The sequence below is a fragment of the Streptomyces cyslabdanicus genome, from assembly GCF_052663305.1.
Map to the genome: position 1 here is coordinate 24,677 of NZ_JBQRUW010000070.1, position 21,368 is coordinate 46,044.

Below are 21,368 nucleotides of genomic sequence, written 5' to 3' on the forward strand. Positions count from 1 at the left end.
CACCCGTCCGGGTGCCGCGGGGTCGGACCGCCGGGTCAGACCGCCAGGGGCAGGGCGCCGTCCCCGTCGGCGTCGGCGCTCACGTCGGCGTCCGCTGCTCGCCGGGAGGCGAGCAGCAGGGCGTCCGCCTTCCCGATGGCCTCGTGGATGCCGGTGGTCCCCATCATGACGCACAAGGTGTAGCTGACGTCCTCCAGCTCCCGGGCCGTCTCGGCCCGCTCCCTCTCCGCCTGAGCGATCTTCAGCGACGCGTACCGCGTCAGCAACGTCCTGACGACCTTCGGGTCCGGAACCAGCACGGAGAGCCCCTCTCTCGATTTTTGCTCCGTATGCCCGCGGCACGCCGTGCCATGCGCGGCGACCGGCGCGCGGGCATATGTGTGACCGGATTCAGTCGACCCCCGGTGGCACGGCCACCGCTCGCCACCGGGGTACCGCCGGGTCTACCGGCCGCGGTCCCCGGATCAGCGCCGGGCCGCGGCACGGCGCTCCCCGGCGGTCATGCCGCCCCAGACACCGTCGTACTCGCTGTTGCGCAGGGCCCACGCCCGGCACTCGCGCAGCACGGGGCACCGGTGGCACACCGCGCGGGCCTGCGCTATCTGACGCACCGACGGACCGCTTTCCCCGAGCGGGAAGAACAGTTCGGGATCCTCGAAGCGGCACGCCCCGCGCTCGCGCCAGTTCTCGATCGTTCGGACCACGCTCACCGGGACCTCCGCTGAACACTCGGCCGCATGTCGTCCGGGCAGCTCCCGTCTGCGGCATCAGGGCGCCGCACGACCCGGCAGAGGTACCGCAATATAGGTGTTTTTCGGCCCCGCGGCCACGACTGGGTGAACGCCACGCAGAAGGCGTACAGGAGAACGCCCAGCCGTGAGCCCCTCGGAGCGGAGGGTCTGCGGCCACGGACCCGCTCGACGAGTGATTCTTCGCGCTGGTGGCCGAATGCGCGCAGTGGCTGCGGGCGGTCGGGGCCGCCCGGAGGTCCGGGGGCCCCCGCCTACGCGGCGAGCGCGGCGGCGAGCTCCGCCGTGGCCTCGGCGGTCTCACGGTCGCGGTCGTCGAGCAGCGCCGGCAGCGCGTCGCGCCGGGCGCGCACGGCCTGCCGCGCGCGGCGCTCCCACACCACGGGGTTCTCCCGGTGGTTGAGGAGCTTGGGGTAGACCGCGGCGACGCTCTCCCACTGCCGGGCTTCGGCGATGCCCCTGAGCAGCTGGATGATCTGCGGTCGGCAGGTCACGTGCGGAAGCCGGACGAGCTCCCACAGGAAGGGGACCGTGGCCGCGGTGGCCTGCTCCACCACGAAGCCGTACTGGCAGATCCGACCGCGCAGTTCGTCCAGCGCGGCGCGGGCGGTGCCGGCTTCGCCCGAGGCCACCTCGCGGAGCAACAGGGGGATGTCGGCCGCCGAGCCGGTGGAGTCCCTGATGTCGCTCCAGGGCACCTGCCCCAGGGCCGACAGCGGGGTCGCGCGGTCGGTGCCGGGCTGCTCCGTCGGTACGGTGCGCATGGCGTCGTCCTTTCCGGCGGCGGTAGTAGTAGTACAGGGAACGGCGGTTCAGTGGGGTGGACGCGTCGACAGCCTCACCCAGACGGACTTGCCCGCCGGAGGCCTCGGGGTCCAGCCCCATTCCTCGGCCAGGGCGTCGACGATGCGCAGGCCCCGGCCGTGCTCCAGCAGGCTGGAGTCGGCCGGGGCGCGGTGTATGGACCGGCCGGCGCAGGGGTCGGAGACGGTGATGAGCAGCTGGGCGGCGTCGACGGCGAGCCCGAGCCACACGGCCGTGTCGCCGGACGGGGCGTACGGCACCGCGTGCGTCGCCGCGTTGGCCGCGAGTTCGGTGACGATGAGGGCGGCGTCGTCGGCACAGTGGTCGAGCGACCATCTGCCCAAGGTCTCTCGCGTGAAGGCGCGGGCCCGGGCGAATCCCTCCCGGCCGCAGTCGATCCGCAGCGCTGCGGCCGCGAGCGCGCCGGGGGTCCCCTCCGCCCACGGCGCGATCACGGCGGCCGCACTCGGCACTTCGAGCTCTCGGCTCACTGGTGAGGGCACGGCATCTCCCTGATGCGACGTCACCGAACAGCGTCCACAGGGGGTTGACGCCCCGGCTATTATCCACGCTGACAGCGCCCGTGTGCAATTGCACGCGAAATTTCTCGTGAAAATGCGCACGGACGTGCGAACGTGAACAGCAAGGAGACCGCGATGCCACTTATGCGGAACGGAGTGCGGGCCAGTTCGCTGGACGCCCGCTGGATCAAGAGCCGGCACAGCAACGCCGAAGGCAACTGCGTGGAGGTCGCCACTCTGGTCGACGGTGACATCGCGGTGCGCAACTCCCGTGACCCCGACGGCCCCGCGCTGGTCTACACCCCCGCGGAGGTGGCCGCGTTCGTGGCCGGCGCCAAGGAGGGCGAGTTCGACCATCTGCTGTGAAACGGAAGGAACATGCCGACTTCCACCGGCGAGTGCCCTCCGCAGCCGGACGGTACGGTACGGTGACTGCTCAGCCTGCCGGTCTACGGGGAGTCAGGATGTCCGCCGAGCCACATCGCATCTCCCGCCTCGAACCCTATCTGGACCGGCCCGAGCCGGCCCCGACCCTGCTGAAGATGCTGGTCGGCGTTCAGCTGGCGGGTTTTCGCGAGGACGCCGGCCTGTCCCAGGAGCAGTCGGCGCGTGAGCTCGGATTCAGTGCCGCGAAGCTCTCGCGCATCGAGTCGGGCAAGGGACGTCGCCCTCCGGCCGAGGGCGACGTCCGCGCCCTGCTGAAGCTGTACGGCACCGACGAGTACGGATCCTCGGTCCTGCTCAGGCTGCTACGGCGGGCGGGCGAACCCGGTTGGTGGCAGCGCTACGACAAGCGGCTGATGCCCGAGTGGTTCGACCGGCTGGTCGGCCTCCAGGAGGCGGCCGCCGCGATCCGCACCTTCGAGATCCAGTACGTACCCGGTCTGCTCCAGACCGCGGCGTACACCCGGGCGGTGGTGGAGCGCGGTCTGCCGACCGCCTCGGCGGGCGAGGTCCAGCGCCGCGTCGAACTGCGCATGCGGCGGGCCCAGTTGCTGCTGCGGCAGGAGGCACCGCAGGTGTGGGCGGTCGTTGACGAATCGGTCCTGCTGCGTGTTCTGGGCAGCCGCGAGGTCATGCGCGAGCAGCTCGAGCACCTCGCCACCATGGCGCAGCGCCCCAACGTGACCGTGCAGATCGTCCCGCTGGACGTGACGAACGCGTCCGCGCCCGCCATCCCGATCACGTATCTCCGGTTCGGCGGCCTGGACCTGCCCGACGTCGTCTACCTCGAGCACATCAAGAGCGCCAACTTCCTCGAGGACCGCGACGAGACGGAGGAGTACCGGGTCGCGCTGGACCGGCTGGCCGACGAGGCGCTCACTCCGCAGGAGTCCCTGGCACTGCTGCGCAAGACGGCCAACGACCGTTACGCGTCCGCGTCCTAGGACGACCTGAGGGGACGACCTGAGGCGATCCCGCCCGGGACGCACACCCCGACCGATACGAACGCCCCGTCCACAACCCGGTATCCGGGTCCTGGACGGGGCGTCGTCGTTCGCGTCGGTGCCGCCGTACGGTCGTCCGCTAGCGGATCAGGCCGATCCCGCCGAACTCCACCCACTCGTGGGTGAGCTGACGGGGGGCCACCTCGGTGTCCGGCCGCCAGGTGGACACTTCCACCAGACCCGGCTCGAGCAGTTCCAGGCCCTCGAACCACTCGGCGACGTCCTTCTCCTGGCGCACCCGGCCCCAGTGACCCTGCGTGACCTTGTCCATGAAGTCGGTGACGAAGGCCCGCACCTCGGGGTCCTCGCTGACCAGCTGGCACATGAGCATGACGCTGCCGGGCGCGAGCCGCTCCCGTACGCGCTCCACCACGGCGAGCGGGCCGTCGGTGTCGCTGTCCGGGATGCAGTGGAACACCGAGTTGAACAGCACGGCCACCGGTTGCGAGAAGTCGATCAGGCGCTGGGTCTCGGGGTGCGAGAAGATCTGGTCGGTCTGCCGCAGGTCGGCGTGGATGACCGCGGTGCGCTCGTCCTGCTGCAGCAGGGCCCGGCCGTGGACCAGCACCATCGGGTCGTTGTCGACGTAGACCACGTGCGACTCGGGGTCGACGCGCTGGGCGACCTGGTGGACGTTGTCCTGGGTGGGCAGGCCGGAGCCGTGGTCGAGGAACTGCCGGATCCCGTGGTCCTCGGCGAGCGTGCGGACAGCTCGCTGCAGGAAGCGCCTGTTGTTCAGGGCGAGCCGGCGGGTGCTGGGGACGACCTTGTCGAGTTCCTCGCACGCGGACCGGTCGGCCGCGTAGTTGTCCTTGCCACCCAGATAGTGGTCGTACATACGTGCAGCCGTCGGCACGCTCTCGTCGATGTTCGTGGACAGCTGGTTCTCCGCAGGCATCAGTCCCCCAGATTCGCCGATTCCACCGCGCCAACTGGGCCGGTCCGACTGAGAGTACATCCTAGGGAACCCGCGTCTTCCCACACCAGCGGACGGAGAACGACGGCCGGTGATGCCATCACGGTCTGTCCCGATCCTCATGAATTCTTCACGGAACGGCACCCATCAACCGCGCGGTTCTGAGCACTCGGATCCTCTGTCGAACAAGGAGCACCGATCGTCTGCCGGGCAAGGGGGCGTCATGGTCTTCGTCGCTGTTCTGCTGCTGCCGCTCATGTCCGTGCTGCTCGCGGTCCTGGACCACGTGGAGGAGCGGATACTGGATCCGGCTCCGGCGCGCGGCCGCCGTGCCGGGCGCCGCGGACCTCTGCGTCTGCTCCCGGACGGCCGCCGCCGCACCCGGGCCGGTACCGGCCCGGTCGGGTTCGCGGCCGACCCTCCCGGCTCCGGCGAACGGCAGCGGACCGGCTGACCCGGCGGGCGGCCCGGGCCGGCAGGCACCCGCGCGGCCGGCCGACGCCGTCGACCCGTTCCGCGACGGCTTACGCGCCCGCTTTCTTGCCCGCTTTCGTCCGCGGGCTTGCTCCGGTACCCGGTTCCTGTGACACGCTCGGTGACGACCGGCCGTACGGGCCGGTCGTCACCCTGTCCGGCACAGTGGAGAGGCACCGGTATGCGCATCGGACTGCTCGGCACCGGCCCCTGGGCCCGGATGGTCCACGCTCCCGCCCTGAGCGAACACGGCGAGCTGGACTTCGCCGGCGTGTGGGGGCGACGGACGGCCGCCGCGAAGGATCTTGCCGAACGACACGGCACGCACGCCTACGACGACCTCGACGCCCTGCTGGCGGAGGTGGACGCGGTCGCCGTCGCGCTGCCCCCGCACGTGCAGGCCGACCTCGCGGTGCGGGCCGCGCGGTGGTCGGGGCCGTCCGCGAGACGGGGGTGGCCTCGGTGGTCTTCTTCACCACCCGCTTCCAGCCCGAGCCGGAGGCCTGGATCGCCGAGCAGGCGGCACGGGGGGAGTGGTTCACGGCACGGGCCCAGTGGCTGGGCGCGGTGTTCACCGGCGACAGCCCGTTCGCCGCCTCGCCGTGGCGGCGGGAGAAGGGCGCGCTGTGGGACGTCGGCCCGCACGCGCTGTCGGTGCTGCTGCCGGTCCTCGGCGACGTACGGCGCGTGACCGCGGCCGCGCACGGTCCCGGGGACACGGTGCACGCGGTCCTCGACCACGTGGGCGGCGCGTCCAGCACCCTGACCCTGAGCCTGACCGCTCCCCCGGCGGCGGCCGGGGCCACCGTGGAGCTGCGGGGCGAGGCCGGGGTGACCCTGCTTCCGGAGAGCTCCGAGGACGCCGGCGCCGCGTTCGGGCGGGCGGCGGACGCGCTGCTCACCGCCGCGCGCACCGGGCGGCCGCACCCGTGCGACGCCGCGTTCGGGCTGCGGGTCACCGAGATACTCGCGGCTGCCGAGGCCATGCTGACCCACGACACGGACTGACCGACGCTCGTGCTCGCGCCGCGCCTCGCGGTCAGCCCACGTCCCACAGGAACCGGTGGGTGTGAATGCCGAAGTACGGGAACGACTGGACCTGCCGGACGCCCTCGATGGGGCGGACCACGTCGTTGACGAAGTCCAGCAGGTCCCGCGGGCCGGGCGCGACCACCTCGGCGAACAGGTCGAAGCCGCCGGAGGTCAGCACCGAGTAGACCACCTCGGGCCGCCCGGCCAGTTCGTCGGCGACCGCCCGCGGGTCGCCGTCCACGCCGATGCCGAGCAGGGCCATGGCCTGACCGCCCATGGCCATCGGATCGGTCACGCCGACCACCTGGACGGCCTTGGAGTCCAGCAGGCGCTGGAGCCGCTGGCGGGCGGCGGACGCGGACAGACCGACCTTGGGGCCGAGGTCCGCGTAGGCGATACGTCCGTCGGTCTGCAACTCGCGCAGGATGGCCCGGTCGATCTCGTCCACGTGTGTCGCTCTCCCTCTCCGGCCGGCTCGCCCCAGCGTAGGCCCTGCCGTCAGCCGTGCGGTTCGGCCAGGGCGGCGGCGAGGACCTCGGTGTGCGCGTCGGCGTCCCGCTCGGTCGTTCCGCCTTGCCGAGGCGATCCGCGGGCCGTTCCATGGGCGTATGCGTCCCTGCGTGGCCGTCGCCGGTCCCCAGGAGGCCTCCGCGCGGGAGGCGGATCTCGCGCGGCGGGTGGGCGCGCTTCTGGCCCGGCGGGGGGCGGTCGTGGTGTGCGGGGGCCTGGGCGGGGTCATGGAGGCCTGCGCGCAGGGCGTGCGGTCGGCGGACGGTACGGTCGTCGGCCTGCTGCCGGGGCGGGACCGGGCCGCCGGAAGCCGGCACCTGAGCCTCGCCGTGGCGACCGGTCTGGGCGAGCTGCGCAACGGGGTGCTCGTGAACACCTGCGACGCCCTCATCGCGGTCGGCGGCGGCTGGGGCACGCTCAGCGAGGTGGCGCTGGCCCTGCGGGCGGGCAGGCCGGTCGCCCTGCTGGAGAGCTGGACCCTGCCGGACGCGCCGTCCGCCACGGGCGGGATACGCGGACCGGTCCAGGTGGCGACACCGGCGGCGGCCGTCGAGGCGGTCCTGCCCTCACCGCCGAGCGCACCGGTGCGGCTGGACGGCTGAGCGCCGGGCGGCACGGGACCGGTCCCCCGTTCCGGTCCCGTGTCCGCGGCTCGTCGAACCTATGTGCAGCGGGGGCCCGTTGGGTACCGCGCCGATGCCCCCTCCGCCCGGCGGAGGACTCACCCGTGCACAAGTGAGTCCGGAATGCCCGCCTTCACTCCGTGCCGAGCGCGGGCGGTTCGAGGTCGCCCACCGCCAGATGGGCCAGGACGACCTCGTACAGGTCGCCGCCGGCGGCGAGGAGCTGGCGTTCCAGGACGGGCTCCACCCCGCGGACGTGCTCGCGGACGGTCTGCGCGTGCACGCCGAGCAGTTGCGCGGCGCGCTCGGCGTTGCCACCGGCGGTGATCCAGGTGCGGAGTGTGCCGCGCAGGTCCCGCGTGTCCGCCCCCAGACGGCCGAGGAGCTCGCGTGCCCAGGTGCGCAGCGCCGGGCCGGACAGCAGTTCGCCGAGGCGTACCGCGCCCGACTGCGGCCCCGGGGCCGCGGCCGGCTGGTGGTCGAAGCCGGCCTGGGTGTTCAGGGCGAGGTGGACCACGGCCCGGGAGGTCAGGCTGCCGAAGTCCGCGCCGACCAGTCCCTCCACCCGCTCCATACGGGCCCGTACCGTGTTGCGGCTCACTCCGAGGACCTTCGCCGCGCTCACGGCGGTGAACTCCAGGCCCAGCCGGGTGGTGGCGAGCAGTTCGGCACGCGTGTGGTGCGCCAGCGTGTCCAGCGGCCGCAGCAGCCGGGCGGACCAGGCACGCAGCGCCTCGGGGTCCATCAGGCGCTCGGGGTGGCTGCGCTCGGCGTACACGGCGGCACCCTCGGGGCGGAACCGGGCGACCGCGAGGGCGCTCACGGCCTGCCCGTACGCGGTGGCCGTCCGGGCCAGATCGTGCCGGATGCTGCCGCCGAGGAACGTGCGCGGCCGCTCGCCGACCAGCGAGCGCAGGTTGCGGCCGTCGGCCTCGAGGGGCGCCACCACGATCACGTGCTCGTCCACCGCCGGGCAGAGCACCACCAGGGCCCGTTCCCCGGTGGCGTCCCGGCACTCGGCGGCCAGCCGGTCGCGTTCGGCGCGGTGGGTTTCGACGACGTAGACCCAGGCGGCGTCCGTGTCGAGCAGTCCGGGCCACAGGCCGGCGGCCACCCTGCGGGCCGAGACGGTGTCCTCCACCATCAGCAGTTGCAGGATCGCCAGCCGCAGGGCCGCCGTCGCCCTTTCGAGCCGGTGCCCGGCGACGGTCGACTCGTGGGCCCGCAGCAGCAGTTCGAGCACCCCGGCGGTATGGGTGACCATGTCGGCGGCCTGCCGGTCGAAGGGCTCGGCGCGGGAGACGGCCAGGACCCGGGCCGACCGCGGATGCGGGCCCGCCACCCGCACCAGGCGGACATGGCGTCCGCGGTCCTCCAGCGCGGCGGAGGCGAACCGGCCGGCGACGACCTCCGCGACCACGTCCTCGTCCAGGGCCACCGGCTCGCCGGCCAGCAGGGTGCCGCCGCCGTCCAGCAGGCAGCCGGTCCCGTGCACGGAGGCGGTGAGCCAGGCGACCACCTTGCGCACGTCCCGCCCGGTCGGCCGCAACTGGTCGAGCAGCCCCTCGGCCCACGACTCCCGGTCGGCCCGTCCCGGGTCCCCGGTGGTTCCGTCGTCTCGCCCGGCCATGTCGGCCCTCTCCATCCGTCGCATGTCCGTGGCCTTGACCTCGGTGTTTCCGGTCCGTGACGTTACCAGGCAGTACCGTTCCCATGGACTGAGCGGGAGTGAGCCGGGGGGCCCGCACGGGGAGGCAGCGTCCGGGGTCCCGAGGTGGTGCGTTCCCGGCTCTCGGCTCGGTCGTTCCACATCGACGTGCAGGGCTGCTTGTTGATGCATGATCAGCACGAAGAGCGCGAGAAGCACGCACCTTCGCACGAAAGGCACCATGTCATGCCTCCTTCCGAGACGGCAGTCCCCAGCCCCGCCGACCTTCTGGCTGCCATGCCCTTCGCCGGCCGACTGGGCGTCGAACTCCACGAGGCCACCCCCGACCGGGCCGTGGGCAGCCTGCCCTGGTCCCCGGAGGTCTGCACCGCGGGCGGGGTCCTGCACGGCGGGGCCCTGATGGCGCTGGCCGACTCCGTCGGCGCCGTCTGCGCCTACCTCAACCTCCCGCCGGGTGCCGGCACGTCCACGGTGGAGTCCAAGACCAACTTCCTTCGGCCGGTGGCCTCCGGGCGGGTCCACGCCACGGCCCGCCCCCTGCACGTCGGCGGCACCCTGGTCGTCGTACAGACCGATCTACGGGACGACAAGGACCGGCTCGTGGGACAGACCACCCAGACCCAGATCGTGCTCGCTGCGAAGGGCGGCGCCACGAGCTGACCCTGGGGCGCGGAGTGGTGGGGCGGCGCGCGGGGGCGTTGGCGGGGGCCTGCGTGGTGGTGGGTGGGGTTCGGCTTAAGCTCGGCGGATGGCGAAGTACTTCGACGTGCACCCCGACAATCCGCAGCCGCGCGCGATCCGTCAGGTCGCGGACAGCGTGCGCGACGGCGCGCTGATCGCGTATCCGACCGACTCCTGCTATGCCCTGGGCTGCCGGCTGGGCAGCCGGGAGGGCATCGAGCGGATCCGGACGATCCGGCACCTGGACGACCGGCATCACTTCACCCTGGTCTGCCAGGACTTCGCGCAGCTCGGCCAGTTCGTGCGGATCGACAACGACGTCTTCCGCGCCATCAAGGCGTCCACGCCCGGCAGTTACACCTTCATCCTCCCCGCCACGAGGGAGGTGCCGCGCATGTTGCAGCATCCCAAGAAGAAGACCGTCGGGGTGCGCATCCCCGACCACGTCGTCACCCAGGCCCTGCTCACGGAGCTCGGGGAGCCGCTGCTGTCCAGCACGCTGCTGCTGCCCGACGAGGAGGAGCCGATGACGCAGGGCTGGGAGATCAAGGACCGGCTCGACCACGTGGTGGACGCGGTGGTCGACTCGGGAGACTGCGGCACCGAGCCGACCACGGTCGTCGACTTCTCCGGCGGCGAGGCGGAGATCGTACGGCGGGGAGCGGGCGACACCTCGCGGTTCGAGTGAGGGACCGGCTCGAACGGCGGGCGGCCGCGGGCGACGGGCGTCCGCCACCGCCGTAACGCCCGCCCCCGCACGGCAGGTTCCTGACGACAGCTCCTGATTGACATGTACGCACCCTAGACGGGATTCTGAGAGCGCTCTCACTTCAGGTACGGACCAACCAACTCCGTATCCCCCCAACCCCCCACGGAGGTGGAGCATGCTCAGCAGACTCAAGGGGCTCGCGGCGACAGGGGCCACTGCCCTCGTCGGCGCACTGCTCGGACTCGGCGTCCCCGCCCCGGCCGACGCGGCGGTGCCCGACACGATCCCACTCGAGGTGACCAACGATTCCGGCCGCGGCGAGACGCTGTACGTCTACGACATCGGCACGTCACTGACCACCGGTCAGCAGGGCTGGGCCGACGCCGACGGCACCTTCCACCCGTGGCCGGAAGGCGGGAACCCGCCGACCCCCGCACCCGACGCCTCGATCCCCGGGCCCGCCGCGGGGCAGTCGGCGACCATCCGGATCCCCAAGTTCTCCGGGCGCATCTACTTCTCCTACGGCCAGAAACTCGACTTCCGGCTGACCACGGGCGGACTGGTCCAGCCCGCCGTGCAGAACCCGAGCGACCCCAACCACGACATCCTCTTCAACTGGTCCGAGTACACGCTGAACGACGCCGGGTTGTGGCTCAACAGCACCCAGGTGGACATGTTCTCCGCGCCGTACTCGGTGGGTGTCCGGGGCGCCGGCGGGAACACCGTCACCACCGGCCGCCTCCAGCCGGGCGGCTACCAGGCCGTGTTCGACGCCCTGCGCGCCCAACCCGGCGGCTGGGGCGGCCTGATCCAGACCCGGTCCGACGGCACCGTGCTGCGCGCGCTCTCCCCCGGACACGGCATGGAGAACGGCGACCTGCCGGGCGATGTGATGGACGACTACGTCAACCGGGTGTGGGAGAAGTACGCCGGCACCACGCTGACCGTCACCCCCTTCGGGGACCAGCCCGGCATCCGCTACTACGGCCGAGTCTCGGGCGACGTCATGAACTTCACCGACGACTCGGGCGCCGTCGTCACCAGCTTCCAGAAGCCGGACGCCGACAGCGTCTTCGGCTGCCACAAGCAGCTGGACGCGCCGAACGACAATGTCCGCGGCCCCATCTCCCGCACCCTGTGCGCCGCCTTCAACCGCTCCACGCTCCTGGTCAACCCCGACCAGCCGGACGCCACGACGGCGAACTTCTACCAGGACCCGGTCACCAACCACTACGCGCGGATCATCCATGACCGGATGGCCGACGCGTTGGCCTACGCGTTCGCCTTCGACGACGTCGGCAACCAGGAGTCCCTGGTCCACGACGGCGATCCGCAGCAGGCCTACCTCACCCTCGATCCCCTGGACTAGTCCCCCCTGCAGGCGAGTTCACCGCGGAGGGGTCCGGCGCCACGCGCGCCGGACCCCTCTCGTACACCCGGCATGATCATTGTTACGGTGCACCGCGTGTCCAACTCCTCACGCGATACCGTCGAAGGCGCCGGCTGGACGGCCGCCGAACCCGGCTCGTACCGGCAGTTACTCCCCGACAGAGTGCGGAAGCTGTCCTGGCTCGACCCGCGCGTCCTGTGGGCCGCCCGCAACGGGGTGGTCGCCTCCTGGTTCGGGGATCCCACGGGCCGCACCCGGGCCCGGTGGGTGGCGCAGCAGGCAGCGGCCGGCGCCCCGGCGGACAAGGTGATACGGCGACCGGAGGGCGACCGCTTCTCCTTCCTGGTCGTCGGGGACACCGGCGCGGGCGACGACTCGCAGTACGCCGTCGTGCCCGGCCTGCTGGAGGCGGGGCGGGGAACGGCGTTCGCCGTGATCGCCAGTGACGTGATCTACCCGGTCGGAAGCACCGGCGACTACGACACCAAGTTCTTCCGCCCGTACCAGGACTATCCGGCCCCGATCTACGCGATACCCGGGAACCACGACTGGTACGAGGACCTCGGCGGCTTCATGCGCGTCTTCTGCGACGACGCCCCACCGCTGCCGCCCGAGCCGCGGCCCCGGCCGCTCGGCCGCGCCTGGTGGCGCGCGCTGCTGTGGCACCGGCCGCGTCCGGTGGACGAGCAAGGCCTCGCCGAGGCACGGAAGTCGCGGTCGCAGCCGGCTCAACAGGCAGTCCAGCCGGGCCCGTACTGGGCGATCGACGCCGGGCCGGTGCGGATCGTCGGCATCGACACCGGACTGCTCGGCACGATCGACGCCGAGCAGGGCGCCTGGCTGCGGGAGGTCTCACGAGGGCCCCGCCCGAAGATCCTCCTCACCGGATCACCGCTGTACGTGGACGGCGAGCACCATCCCTGCCCCATCGAGGGCGGCGGGACCGTCGACGACATCGTGCGCGACCCGGCCCACCACTACGTGGCGGCGATCGGCGGCGACATCCACAACTACCAGCGCTACCCGGTCGACGTGGACGGCCGCACCGTCCAGTACGTCGTCTCCGGCGGCGGGGGCGCGTTCATGCACGCCACCCACACCATCCCGCGCGTGTCCGTCGCGAACGTCACCGAGTCGGACTTCCGCTGCTATCCGCTGCGCGGCGACTCCCTGGCCTTCTACAGCAGGGTGTACGCCCGCCGGCTGCGGCTGCGCCGCTTCTTCACGCTCACCGAGGCCGAGGCGATGGCCGTCGTCGCCGAACGGCTCGGCGTCCCGTCCGTCCGTCCCGAAGGCGAGCCGGTCCGGGTCACCCGGCGCGTCCGCCTGGTGGCGAGCCTGCTCGGCGCCGGCCTCCGCCCGGAGCGCCGGGCCCGCGTCCGCCTACCGGTGCGCAAGCTCTACACCCAGCTGTTCTCGCCCACTTCGGCCACGTACAGCCCGCCGTTCTTCAAGTCGTTCCTGCGTCTGGACGTCACCGGGGAGGCGGTCCGGCTGCGCTGCTTCGCCGCGACCGGCGGACGGGCCCAGGAGGTCAGCCCGCCGGTCGAGGACGAGGTCACCATCCCGCTGACCTGACCGGATCCCCCTGGCCTGACCGGTGACGTACCGGCCGCGCGCGAGCCGGTCACCAGCGGCCCGGCGCGCTGCCGGTGACCGGCTCGGAGGGCGTGCCGTCCACTCCCACCGGTACGTCACCGGCGAGCATCACCCGGTGCATGATCCGCGGGTGGCCGAGGTGGGCGCTGTCGCCGGGCGCCAGATGGATGGTGGCCCGGTTGTCCCAGAAGGCCACGCTGCCCGGCTCCCAGCGGAACCGGACGGTGTACTCGGGCCGGACCGCCTGTTCCAGCAGCATCTCGAGGATCGCCGCGCTCTCCGTCCGGGAGAGGCCCTCGATCTGCTCGACGTAGTAGCCGTTGACGAACAGCAGCCGCTCACCCGTCTCGGGATGGACGCGCACCAGCGGGTGCCGTGTGGCAATCTGATGGCCCATCAGGTGACGGACGTACGCGTCGTCCCCGGGCCGCGGCTGGTAGCCGACCCCGAGCCGGTGCTCGGCGCGCAGACCGTCGACGAAGGCGCGCACCGGCGCCGACAGACCGGCGTAGGCGGCGGCCAGGTTGGACCAGGTGGTGTCGCCGCCGTACGGCGGGACGGTCTCGGCGCGCAGGATCGTGGCGGCCGGCGGGTCGACCCGGGCCCCGTGGTCGCAGTGCCAGCCGCGCAGCAGCGTGTGCCGGCGGCGCCGCAGCCACTCCTCGTGGTCCATGCCGAACCGCCCGCCCAGCTCCAGCCGGTCCGCGGTGGTCTCCACCTCGGGGACGTCCGGCGGTGACGCGCCGCCGCGCCGCCGCAGGACCACCGGTTCACCGAAGCGGCGGGCGAGGGCCACGTGGGAGGCGTGGTCAAGCCGCTGCCCGCGGAAGAACACCACCTTCCAGCGCAGCACCGCCGCGCGGATCTCCGCCGCCGCGCTGTCGTCGAACTCCCCGGCCAGATCCACTCCGGTGATCTCCGCCCCGATGTACCCGGCAACGGGCCTCACCTCGATCCCGCCGGACCGCCTCCCGCCCGCCGTGCCCGTCTCCGTCGTCATCCCCGCGCTCCGAAATGCTCGTCGTAACGGTCTTCGCCGATCGTGTCAGCGTTTTCCGTCCCCGGCGACAGGGCCCCGGACTCCCGAGTCAGCAGCTCCATCAGCTGCCGACCTTCCGCCTCGCTGAGCGGTCCCATCAACTCGGCGTTGGCCCGCTCCGCGCACCGCTCCAGGGTCCCCACGCCCGCCGGCGTCACCGTCACTGCGTTCTTGCGACGGTCCCGCGGGTCAGCCGCGCGCACTGCCGGCCCTGCATCCTCCAGGTGGTTGACCAGGAGGACCACATCCTTTGCGCCGAAGCCCAGTTGGCGCGCCAAATCTGCCTGAGCACCCGATGCGGGCGGGACGGTGACCGTCGACCTCGAAGCCGAGGTTCAGCTCCGCAATGATCTTCCCGGGCAGGGTGGTCGTGCCGCCCCTGCCAGCGCGCTCTTGAGTGGACCCGAACGCGCCCGCGCTGGACGAGGACGACGAAGGCGTGGACTGAACGCCCACATCGGGTGACGCGGGCCTATCAGGTGGCCGGGTGCTCGGAAATCGCAAGCGCCGGTGGGGGAGCCGATGTCAGGCTGCCTGGTATGTCTGACTAAGCCTTGATGGGTGCGGTCGACCTGGCGGCCTGCTCGATCTTCGCGCAGTAGGCTGCACGGGCTTCCTCGTCGATCTGCTTCTCGTGTTCGGCGCGCAACCCGGTCCGGCCGTCGAGGCCCTCGCGCAGGATATCGGCGTGCCCGGCATGCCGGATGGACTCGCCGAGGACATGGACCATGACGGCGAACAGGTTCGTGTCGGTATAAGGCTCCGGCCACCACGGCACGTGGCCGGGGGCGTCGAGGGGAAGCTCGTTGATCGTCGCGTCCGAGTGTTCCCACGTGCGCCGGTAGAACGCGATGATCTGATCGCGGGTCTCGTCCTCGGTCGCCCACAGGTCACTGCCGTTGGAGTCCTGCCACCGGGGCAGCGGTTCCGGGGAAGGGCGGTCGAAGACCTCGCCGAAGTACCTGGCCTCGACGGTGGCCACGTGTTTGACCAGGCCGAGCAGGTTGGTCCCGGTCGCTGTCAAAGGTCGGCGGGCGTCGTATTCGGACAAGCCGTCGAGTTTCCAGAGCAGCGCCTTGCGATCCCGCCGCAGTCTCCCGTGCAGGTTGTCCTTCGCGAATTCATCGATCATGGGCGTGAGCCTGCCATGAGCTACTCGCGGTCTCAAGATCCCGTACGTGGCCCGCAAGGACTGGCAGAGCCGAGGCCTGGCCATGGCCGCCGTTGTTCACGCTCACGGACAGCACTGCTTCGGGGCGAAGAGTGGGCGCCGTCTCCAGATCTCGTCCTGCTGAGCCGGCGAAGACCCGTAGTCACGCACCTGCGCCTCCACGACCACACGATCACCCGTGGGTGGTGCGTTGATCACTTGAGGGCGCCCCCGCCTGCCGGCACTCCCGCTCGGTGCTGTACCTGGTCACGCTCGGCGTCGACCTGCGCGAGCGCGGCATCGGGCTGCACGTCGTCGAGCAGGGCATCGACACCTCCACCACGGAGGGCCGCGCGGTGTCCGGGATGATGCCCGTACTCGCCGAGCTCCGGCGCGAGCTGATCGTCGCGAACACACCAACGACGGGCTCGCCTCCGCACGCGCCCGCGGCCGGGTCGGCGGGCGCCGGCCGAAGCTCACCGTCGACCAGGCCGCGCTTGCCCAACGGCTCTACGACCAGGGCCTCTCCGGCCACACCATGGGCCCGGACGATCCGACCGGGTCCATGGCCGTCGTCGGCGGGCCGTGTTCGGCGGTGGGTCGACCTTCGGCGTCGTGCCCGCCGACGCCTGGTTCACCGTCGACAGCCGCTTCGACGCGCCCCGGGCCTGTTGTTCCTGGCGGGCGACTGGGGGGATGGACCCGCCTGGCGGCCCGTCGTGTGCGGGAGTCCGCGGTCCGTCGGCGATGCGGTCAGTCGGCGATGCGCAGCAGCAACTTGCCCGTGGACGTGCGTCCGCCGATGAGCTGGTGTGCGCCGGCCGCGTCCGACAGCGGGAACTCGGCGGTGACGGGAAGGACGACCGCTCCGTCGCAGACGACGCGCAGGGCGCGCTCGGTGAGCGCACGCAGGGCGCCGGGCGAGGACTGGGCGAGGGCGAGCACGGAGAACCCTGCGACGGAGCGGCCCCGCGCGTACAGCTCGCCCTGCCCGACCAGCCAGGGCTCGGCGCCGCCGGCGTTGCCGAAGGACACCAGGCGCCCGAAGACGGCCAGTGCCTCCAGGCCGCGGCGCAGCGTGTCGCCGCCCACCGGGTCCAGGACCAGGTCGACGCCCCTGCCGCTGGTCGCCCGGCGGACGTCCGTCTCGAAGGTGTCGGGCCTGAACACCTCGTCGTAGCCGTGCTTGAGCGCGTAGTCGGCCTTGACAACGCTGGAGGCCACCCCGTACACCGCACCGGCGCCCGCTGCCCGGGCCAACTGCCCGACGGCCGTACCGATGCCTCCCGCCGCGCCGTGCACCAGCACGCTCTCCCCGGCCCGCAGCCGCCCCACTTCGTGGACCAGGGCGTGCGCGGTCGGCAGCACGGTCGGCAGCGTGGCCGCGGTCCGCAGGTCCAGCCCGTCGGGCAACGGGAAGACCCTTGCGGCCTCCGCGAGCACGACCTCGGCGTAGCCGCCGCCGTCGACGAGCGCGGCCACCTCCTGCCCCGCCCGCAGACCCTCGACGCCCTCCCCGACCGCCCGGATGCGCCCGGAGACCTCCAGGCCCGGACGGTAGGGCAGCGACGCCACCCGGTATCCCTCGGCGCGCGCCTTGACGTCCGCGAAGTTCACCCCTGCCCAGACGGCCTGGACGGTCACCTGGCCAGGGCCCGGTTCGGGTGCCGCGGTCTGCGTCATCCGCAGCACCTCGGGACCGCCGTACTCCTGGAACTCGACGGCACGCATACGCACAACCACCCTTCCCTGAGTGTTCAACCGGAGGCGAACACTAGCACTGTAAGATGGTCATCGAACACTGCGCGGAGGAGGACATCGGAATGCCGGACCAGGCCGAAGGCACAAGTCACCGTCCGGCGCCCGTGCACACACACCCGGACGACGTCCCGCTCCTCAGCGCCCTGTCCGCGCTCGCGGATCCCGTGCGCATCCAGCTGGTCCGCGACCTGGCCGACCACCCCGACTGGGCGCTCAGCTGCAGCGACTTCGACGTACCGGTCGGCCGGGCCGCGAAGAGCCACCACTTCTCGGTCCTGCGCGGCGCCGGCCTGGTCGAACAGCGCGACCAGGGCCCCAGGCGACTCAACCGACTGCGCCGCGAGGAGTTCGACGCCCGCTTCCCCGGCCTCCTCGACCTGACCCTCCGCGCCGACGACACCGAGTAACGGCGACCGGCTCCCCCGCCCGGCCGTCCACACGCGACGGCACCGGCGTCGACTCCACCGAGGGACACGGTCCAGCCGACCCCACCGCCCTCATTCCGCGGCCGGACCTGTCTTCTGGAAGGTCCTCCAGTACTGGCGTCGCTTCTCGTCCCTCACCACGACGCCGAGGCGGGCCAGTTCCCCACGGAGTTCCCGAACGTCGTCGTCGGAGGGACCCTTCTTCTCCAGCGACTCCTGGCGGGCCTTGAGGATGGCGTTCGCGCCCTCCGGGAGTCCGGGGGTGCCCGGGACCCAGCGGCGGAACTCGTCCTGGTGCGGATCGGCGTCCGCCCACACATAGCCGTGCTCGGTGAAGGCGTCCGCAACGCGGGCGGCGTCCAGGTCGCACTCCTGCCGGGCGAGTTCGCCACCGTCGCGGCCGAGCAGGACGAGCTGCTTGCCGTCCCGGAACACCGCGGCGACGGCATCGCGCGGGAACTCCCGCTCCCGTCCCTTGCTGGTGAGCACGACGCGATCATCCGACAGGCGAACCACCAACTGCTCGTACTGGGCGACCAGTCCAAGGACCAGCCCTGCCACCGCGCCCGACCGGTCAGCTCCCCACCCTGCGCCTGATCCTTCACCGCTTCCTACGCCCCAGCACCGCTGCGCAGCAGGAGCGTTGAGCGGGCGCCCCCGCAGGACCCGACAGCCCTGCGGGATCCGCGAAGACGCGCCAACTCCGCTTTGCGTCACGAAAAGCGTTTGACGCTCGTCGGCGTCCGGCGGTCGGATGTCGTGCCATGACCACAGGGCCCATGCATCCCGGCATGCATCCGATCGACGACGACCTCGTACGGCGGCTGATCGCCGGGCAGTTCCCTCAGTGGGTGGCACTGACGGTGGAACGGCTTCCGTCCGGCGGCACGGTCAACGCCATGTACCGGCTGGGCGACGAGATGGTCGTACGGCTTCCGCTGGTGCAGGGCGGGGCCAACGACGTCTCGATGGAACGGACATGGCTGCCTCGCCTCGCGCCCCACCTGCCCACCCCCATCCCCGAGGTGCTCGGAGCCGGGCAGCCCGCCGAGGGGTATCCGTGGCCGTGGTCGGTGTACCAGTGGCTCGCGGGGGACCATCCCGAGGCGGGGGCGCTGAGCGAACCTGTCCCGCTGGCCGAGGATCTGGCCGCATTCGTGGCGGCGATGCGGAGCATCACCCTGCCCGGGGCGCCGCGAGCGCACCGCGGCGGGCCGGTCGCCTCGCTCGACGCGGAGACCAGGACAGCGATCGAGGAACTGCGCGGGATCCCGCAGGAGGGCGTCGACTGCGATGCCGCCACCGCTGTGTGGGAAGAGGCGCTGCGGGCCCCCGCCTGGGACGGGCCGCCGGTATGGCTGCACGCCGATCTCATGCCGGGCAACCTGCTGGTGGACGGCTCCAGGCTGACCTCGGTCATCGACTTCGGATGCCTGGGGGTGGGTGATCCGGCGTGCGATCTGTTCCCGGCCTGGAATCTGCTACCGGCCGTTGCGAGGGACGTCTTCCGCGAGGCGCTGCGCGTGGACGACGCGACCTGGACACGCGGCCGGGGGCGGACGCTCTCGCAGGCGCTGATCGCACTGCCGTACTACCGGAAGACGAACCCGGCCATGGCGCACAACGCCCGGCACGTGATCCGGACGGTGCTCGAGGAGGACTGAGGCATCCCGGACAGCGCGCCTGGCCTGCGCCGCCTCGGCGACCGTTCAGGGGAATGCGCCGGGCGACGCGCGTGGCGGCATGCCGGTTCGTCGACATCTCTGCCGTGACCCTGCCGCAGATCCCGCCCATGCTCGCCACGCCCGGCTCGCTGCCCCCGGCCGCCCAGGACGCGCGGTGGGCGTACGAGACCAAGCAGGACGGCCAGCGCGTGGTGGCCTATCTGCCCGGGGACGGCGGGCTGGTGCTGCGGGCCCGCTCCGGTGAGGACATCACCGCCGCCTACCCCGAACTGCGGCCCCTCGGCCGGGTGCTCGGGGCCACGCCCGCGATCCTGGACGGGGAGGTGCTGGCGCTGGACGAGCGGGGCCGGGCGAGCTTCCAGCTGCTCCAGGGGCGCATGGGGCTGGCCCACGCCCCCGCCCTGGCGGCGCGCCGGGCCGCCCGGGTCCCCGTCCACCTCGTCCTGTTCGACGTGATGCACCTGGGCGCGCACCCGCTGCTCGCGCTCCCGTACGTCCGGCGCCGCGAGCACCTGGAAGGCCTCGGCCTGACGGGGCCCTACTGGTCGACGCCCTCGGCGGTCGTCGGCCACGGCGCCGAGGCGCTGGCCGCCACCCGCGAGCACGGTCTGGAGGGCCTGGTGTGCAAGCGGCTGGACTCGGTGTACGAGCCGGGGGTGCGCTCCCGCGCCTGGATCAAGATCCGCAACATGCGCGGCGAGGACGTCCTCGTGGGCGGCTGGCTGCCCGGCAAGGGGCGTCTGACGGGCCTGCCGGGCGCCGTCCTCATGGGGCGGCGCGCGGGCGGGCGGCTGCGCTACGTCGGCAGCGTGGGCACCGGCTGGAGCGAGGCGGAGCGGTCCGAGCTCGCCGCGCTGCTCGCGGCCCTGGCGACCGACGTGTGCCCCTTCGACCCCGTACCGGCGGTGCGCGGGGCGCACTGGGTGCTGCCGCGCCTGGTCGGCGAGGTCCGCTACAGCGTGCGCACGCGGGCCGGGAGGCTGCGCCAGCCCTCGTGGCTGCGGCTGCGGCCCGACCTCACCCCCGAGGAGGCCGTGGTGGAGGACCCGCCCGACGACTTGGAGAGGTGACGGACGTGAAGGGGTGACGGATGCGGGGGGCGGACACCGAAGGGTGACGTGACGTCACGTTCCTCACAGGGGTGCCGTCGAGAGCCGTACGGGCCGCCCTCGCCGAGGTCTATCGTGTCCCGCATGTCCGTACCCGAACTGATCCGTGTCGTCTCCCGCGACTCCCCCATGGCACTCGCCCAGGTGGAACGGGTCCGCACCGAACTGGCCGCCGCGTACCCCGGTGTGCGCACCGAGGTGGTCCCGGTGCGGACCACCGGGGACAAGTGGCTGGGCGATCTGTCCGCGGTCGAGGGCAAGGGCGCCTTCACCAAGGAGGTCGACGCCGCGCTGCTGCACGGCGAGGCCGACCTCGCCGTGCACTGCCTGAAGGACGTGCCCGCCGACCGGCCGCTGCCGGCCGGCACGACGTTCGCCGCGTTCCTGAAGCGGGACGACGTCCGCGACGCCCTCGTCCACCCCGGCGGGCTCACGCTGGACGAGCTGCCCGCCGGCACCCGGATCGGCACGTCCGCGGTGCGCCGCGTCGCCCAGCTCGCGGCCACCCACCCGCACCTCGCGTGCGTGCCGCTGCGCGGCAACGCCAACCGGCGGCTGGAGAAGCTGGCCGCGGGAGAGGCGGACGCGCTCCTGCTCGCCGCGTCCGGCCTCGAGCGCATCGGACGCACGGACGTCGTCAGCGAGGTGCTGTCCCCGGAGGCGATGATGCCGCCGATCGGCGCGGGCATCCTCGCCCTCCAGTGCCGGGAGGGCGACAGCGAGCTCATCGAGGCGGTCGGCGCGCTCGGCGACCCCGGCACGTGTCGCGCGGCCACCGCGGAACGCATGCTCCTGCATGTGCTCCAGGGGCACTGCAACAGCCCGATCGCCGGGTACGCGCACGTCGACCGCGGTGGGGAGCTCTCACTGCGGGCCTGTGTGTTCACCCCCGACGGCAAGACCCGGCTGAACGCCCACGAGTGGGCGGGCCGGCTGGACGCGGCCACACTCGGCACGTCGGTCGCCGTCGCCCTGCTCCGTCAGGGCGCCCGGGAGATCATCGACGGCATCCCGCACTGACGACGCGGGCGCGCCGGAGTACGACGCGCGCGACGGTGCGGGCGGCTCGGCCCG

General features: G+C 72.5%; 24 protein-coding genes and 2 pseudogenes. 14 read left to right on the forward strand and 12 right to left on the reverse strand.

The annotated features are described in order from the left end of the window. Positions 1 to 35 precede the first annotated feature (35 nt). The 4 genes from ACTYVM_RS34265 to ACTYVM_RS34280 form a co-directional block, all read right to left on the reverse strand. Positions 36 to 299 carry a DUF5133 domain-containing protein gene (locus ACTYVM_RS34265; protein WP_445529688.1) on the reverse strand — a complete coding sequence of 88 codons (264 nt, stop codon included), beginning with the start codon at positions 297 to 299 and terminating at the stop codon, positions 36 to 38. Positions 300 to 464: 165 nt separating this feature from the next. Further along, positions 465 to 710: a WhiB family transcriptional regulator gene (locus tag ACTYVM_RS34270; protein WP_445529689.1), complete on the reverse strand. Its 246-nt coding sequence runs from the start codon at positions 708 to 710 to the stop codon at positions 465 to 467. A 293-nt stretch (positions 711 to 1,003) separates the two neighbouring features. Beyond that, on the reverse strand, positions 1,004 to 1,513 hold the full coding sequence (locus ACTYVM_RS34275; protein ID WP_445529690.1) for a hypothetical protein: 510 nt from the start codon (positions 1,511 to 1,513) through the stop codon (positions 1,004 to 1,006). A gap of 48 nt (positions 1,514 to 1,561) precedes the next feature. After that, complete coding sequence (locus tag ACTYVM_RS34280) at positions 1,562 to 2,056, reverse strand: ATP-binding protein (protein ID WP_445529691.1); 495 nt, start codon at positions 2,054 to 2,056, stop codon at positions 1,562 to 1,564. Positions 2,057 to 2,209: 153 nt separating this feature from the next. On the opposite strand from ACTYVM_RS34280, the gene ACTYVM_RS34285 reads away from it, so the two are divergent. Further along, entirely contained in the window at positions 2,210 to 2,440 is a 231-nt protein-coding gene (locus ACTYVM_RS34285) for a DUF397 domain-containing protein (RefSeq protein ID WP_445529692.1), read from the forward strand. Positions 2,441 to 2,538: 98 nt separating this feature from the next. Then, positions 2,539 to 3,462: a helix-turn-helix domain-containing protein gene (locus tag ACTYVM_RS34290; protein ID WP_445529693.1), complete on the forward strand. Its 924-nt coding sequence runs from the start codon at positions 2,539 to 2,541 to the stop codon at positions 3,460 to 3,462. Positions 3,463 to 3,601: 139 nt separating this feature from the next. On the opposite strand, the gene ACTYVM_RS34295 is transcribed toward ACTYVM_RS34290, so the two are convergent. Next, complete coding sequence (locus tag ACTYVM_RS34295) at positions 3,602 to 4,420, reverse strand: SAM-dependent methyltransferase (RefSeq protein ID WP_445529694.1); 819 nt, start codon at positions 4,418 to 4,420, stop codon at positions 3,602 to 3,604. Between the two features lie 241 nt (positions 4,421 to 4,661). Here ACTYVM_RS34295 and ACTYVM_RS34300 point away from each other — a divergent pair, with 241 nt between their 5' ends. Beyond that, positions 4,662 to 4,892 carry a hypothetical protein gene (locus ACTYVM_RS34300; RefSeq protein ID WP_445529695.1) on the forward strand — a complete coding sequence of 77 codons (231 nt, stop codon included), beginning with the start codon at positions 4,662 to 4,664 and terminating at the stop codon, positions 4,890 to 4,892. Positions 4,893 to 5,093: 201 nt separating this feature from the next. After that, positions 5,094 to 5,920, forward strand: a pseudogene (locus ACTYVM_RS34305) (Gfo/Idh/MocA family protein). 31 nt (positions 5,921 to 5,951) lie between these two features. Here ACTYVM_RS34305 and ACTYVM_RS34310 read toward each other — a convergent pair. After that, positions 5,952 to 6,392 (reverse strand): Lrp/AsnC family transcriptional regulator, encoded by a 441-nt coding sequence (locus tag ACTYVM_RS34310; protein WP_100571873.1) that lies wholly within the window; start codon positions 6,390 to 6,392, stop codon positions 5,952 to 5,954. Positions 6,393 to 6,552: 160 nt separating this feature from the next. On the opposite strand from ACTYVM_RS34310, the gene ACTYVM_RS34315 reads away from it, so the two are divergent. Continuing rightward, on the forward strand, positions 6,553 to 7,056 hold the full coding sequence (locus ACTYVM_RS34315; RefSeq protein ID WP_445529696.1) for a TIGR00725 family protein: 504 nt from the start codon (positions 6,553 to 6,555) through the stop codon (positions 7,054 to 7,056). A gap of 119 nt (positions 7,057 to 7,175) precedes the next feature. Here ACTYVM_RS34315 and ACTYVM_RS34320 read toward each other — a convergent pair. After that, positions 7,176 to 8,707, reverse strand: a pseudogene (locus ACTYVM_RS34320) (helix-turn-helix domain-containing protein). 264 nt (positions 8,708 to 8,971) lie between these two features. Here ACTYVM_RS34320 and ACTYVM_RS34325 point away from each other — a divergent pair. From ACTYVM_RS34325 to ACTYVM_RS34340, 4 genes are all read left to right on the forward strand, one after another. After that, positions 8,972 to 9,406, forward strand: a complete 435-nt coding sequence (locus tag ACTYVM_RS34325; RefSeq protein ID WP_445529697.1) for a PaaI family thioesterase — start codon at positions 8,972 to 8,974, stop codon at positions 9,404 to 9,406. An 88-nt stretch (positions 9,407 to 9,494) separates the two neighbouring features. Beyond that, positions 9,495 to 10,115, forward strand: a complete 621-nt coding sequence (locus tag ACTYVM_RS34330; RefSeq protein ID WP_400035639.1) for an L-threonylcarbamoyladenylate synthase — start codon at positions 9,495 to 9,497, stop codon at positions 10,113 to 10,115. Between the two features lie 196 nt (positions 10,116 to 10,311). Then, positions 10,312 to 11,505, forward strand: a complete 1,194-nt coding sequence (locus ACTYVM_RS34335; protein WP_445529698.1) for a glycoside hydrolase family 64 protein — start codon at positions 10,312 to 10,314, stop codon at positions 11,503 to 11,505. A 96-nt stretch (positions 11,506 to 11,601) separates the two neighbouring features. Then, the gene (locus ACTYVM_RS34340; protein WP_445529699.1) at positions 11,602 to 13,104 is read left to right on the forward strand and encodes a metallophosphoesterase family protein; all 1,503 of its coding nucleotides are present in this window, start codon (positions 11,602 to 11,604) and stop codon (positions 13,102 to 13,104) included. A 49-nt stretch (positions 13,105 to 13,153) separates the two neighbouring features. Here ACTYVM_RS34340 and ACTYVM_RS34345 read toward each other — a convergent pair whose 3' ends face one another. From ACTYVM_RS34345 to ACTYVM_RS34355, 3 genes are all read right to left on the reverse strand, one after another. Further along, the gene (locus ACTYVM_RS34345; protein ID WP_445529700.1) at positions 13,154 to 14,125 is read right to left on the reverse strand and encodes a TauD/TfdA dioxygenase family protein; all 972 of its coding nucleotides are present in this window, start codon (positions 14,123 to 14,125) and stop codon (positions 13,154 to 13,156) included. Further along, positions 14,122 to 14,442 (reverse strand): winged helix DNA-binding protein, encoded by a 321-nt coding sequence (locus ACTYVM_RS34350; protein ID WP_445529701.1) that lies wholly within the window; start codon positions 14,440 to 14,442, stop codon positions 14,122 to 14,124. The genes ACTYVM_RS34345 and ACTYVM_RS34350 overlap by 4 nt, the downstream gene beginning before the upstream one ends. Before the next feature lie 269 nt (positions 14,443 to 14,711). Beyond that, positions 14,712 to 15,296, reverse strand: a complete 585-nt coding sequence (locus ACTYVM_RS34355) for a DinB family protein (RefSeq protein WP_445529702.1) — start codon at positions 15,294 to 15,296, stop codon at positions 14,712 to 14,714. Positions 15,297 to 15,568: 272 nt separating this feature from the next. Between ACTYVM_RS34355 and ACTYVM_RS34360 the strand changes: the two genes are divergently transcribed. Beyond that, on the forward strand, positions 15,569 to 16,120 hold the full coding sequence (locus ACTYVM_RS34360) for a recombinase family protein (protein ID WP_445529703.1): 552 nt from the start codon (positions 15,569 to 15,571) through the stop codon (positions 16,118 to 16,120). On the opposite strand, the gene ACTYVM_RS34365 is transcribed toward ACTYVM_RS34360, so the two are convergent. Beyond that, positions 16,068 to 17,045 carry a quinone oxidoreductase family protein gene (locus ACTYVM_RS34365; protein WP_445529704.1) on the reverse strand — a complete coding sequence of 326 codons (978 nt, stop codon included), beginning with the start codon at positions 17,043 to 17,045 and terminating at the stop codon, positions 16,068 to 16,070. The genes ACTYVM_RS34360 and ACTYVM_RS34365 overlap by 53 nt on opposite strands. Before the next feature lie 56 nt (positions 17,046 to 17,101). On the opposite strand from ACTYVM_RS34365, the gene ACTYVM_RS34370 reads away from it, so the two are divergent. Then, a complete protein-coding gene (locus ACTYVM_RS34370; protein ID WP_445529705.1) occupies positions 17,102 to 17,482 on the forward strand; it encodes an ArsR/SmtB family transcription factor in 381 nt (126 codons plus the stop codon). Positions 17,483 to 17,572: 90 nt separating this feature from the next. Here ACTYVM_RS34370 and ACTYVM_RS34375 read toward each other — a convergent pair whose 3' ends face one another. Beyond that, positions 17,573 to 18,358 carry a YqeB family protein gene (locus tag ACTYVM_RS34375; protein ID WP_445529706.1) on the reverse strand — a complete coding sequence of 262 codons (786 nt, stop codon included), beginning with the start codon at positions 18,356 to 18,358 and terminating at the stop codon, positions 17,573 to 17,575. Between ACTYVM_RS34375 and ACTYVM_RS34380 the strand changes: the two genes are divergently transcribed. From ACTYVM_RS34380 to hemC, 3 genes are all read left to right on the forward strand, one after another. Continuing rightward, a complete protein-coding gene (locus tag ACTYVM_RS34380) occupies positions 18,265 to 19,164 on the forward strand; it encodes an aminoglycoside phosphotransferase family protein (protein ID WP_445529707.1) in 900 nt (299 codons plus the stop codon). The two genes, ACTYVM_RS34375 and ACTYVM_RS34380, sit on opposite strands and share 94 nt — an antisense overlap. A 104-nt stretch (positions 19,165 to 19,268) precedes the next feature. Next, positions 19,269 to 20,255, forward strand: a complete 987-nt coding sequence (locus ACTYVM_RS34385; RefSeq protein ID WP_445529708.1) for an ATP-dependent DNA ligase — start codon at positions 19,269 to 19,271, stop codon at positions 20,253 to 20,255. A gap of 123 nt (positions 20,256 to 20,378) precedes the next feature. Further along, positions 20,379 to 21,314: a hydroxymethylbilane synthase gene (hemC, locus tag ACTYVM_RS34390; RefSeq protein WP_445529709.1), complete on the forward strand. Its 936-nt coding sequence runs from the start codon at positions 20,379 to 20,381 to the stop codon at positions 21,312 to 21,314. Positions 21,315 to 21,368: the final 54 nt, after the last annotated feature.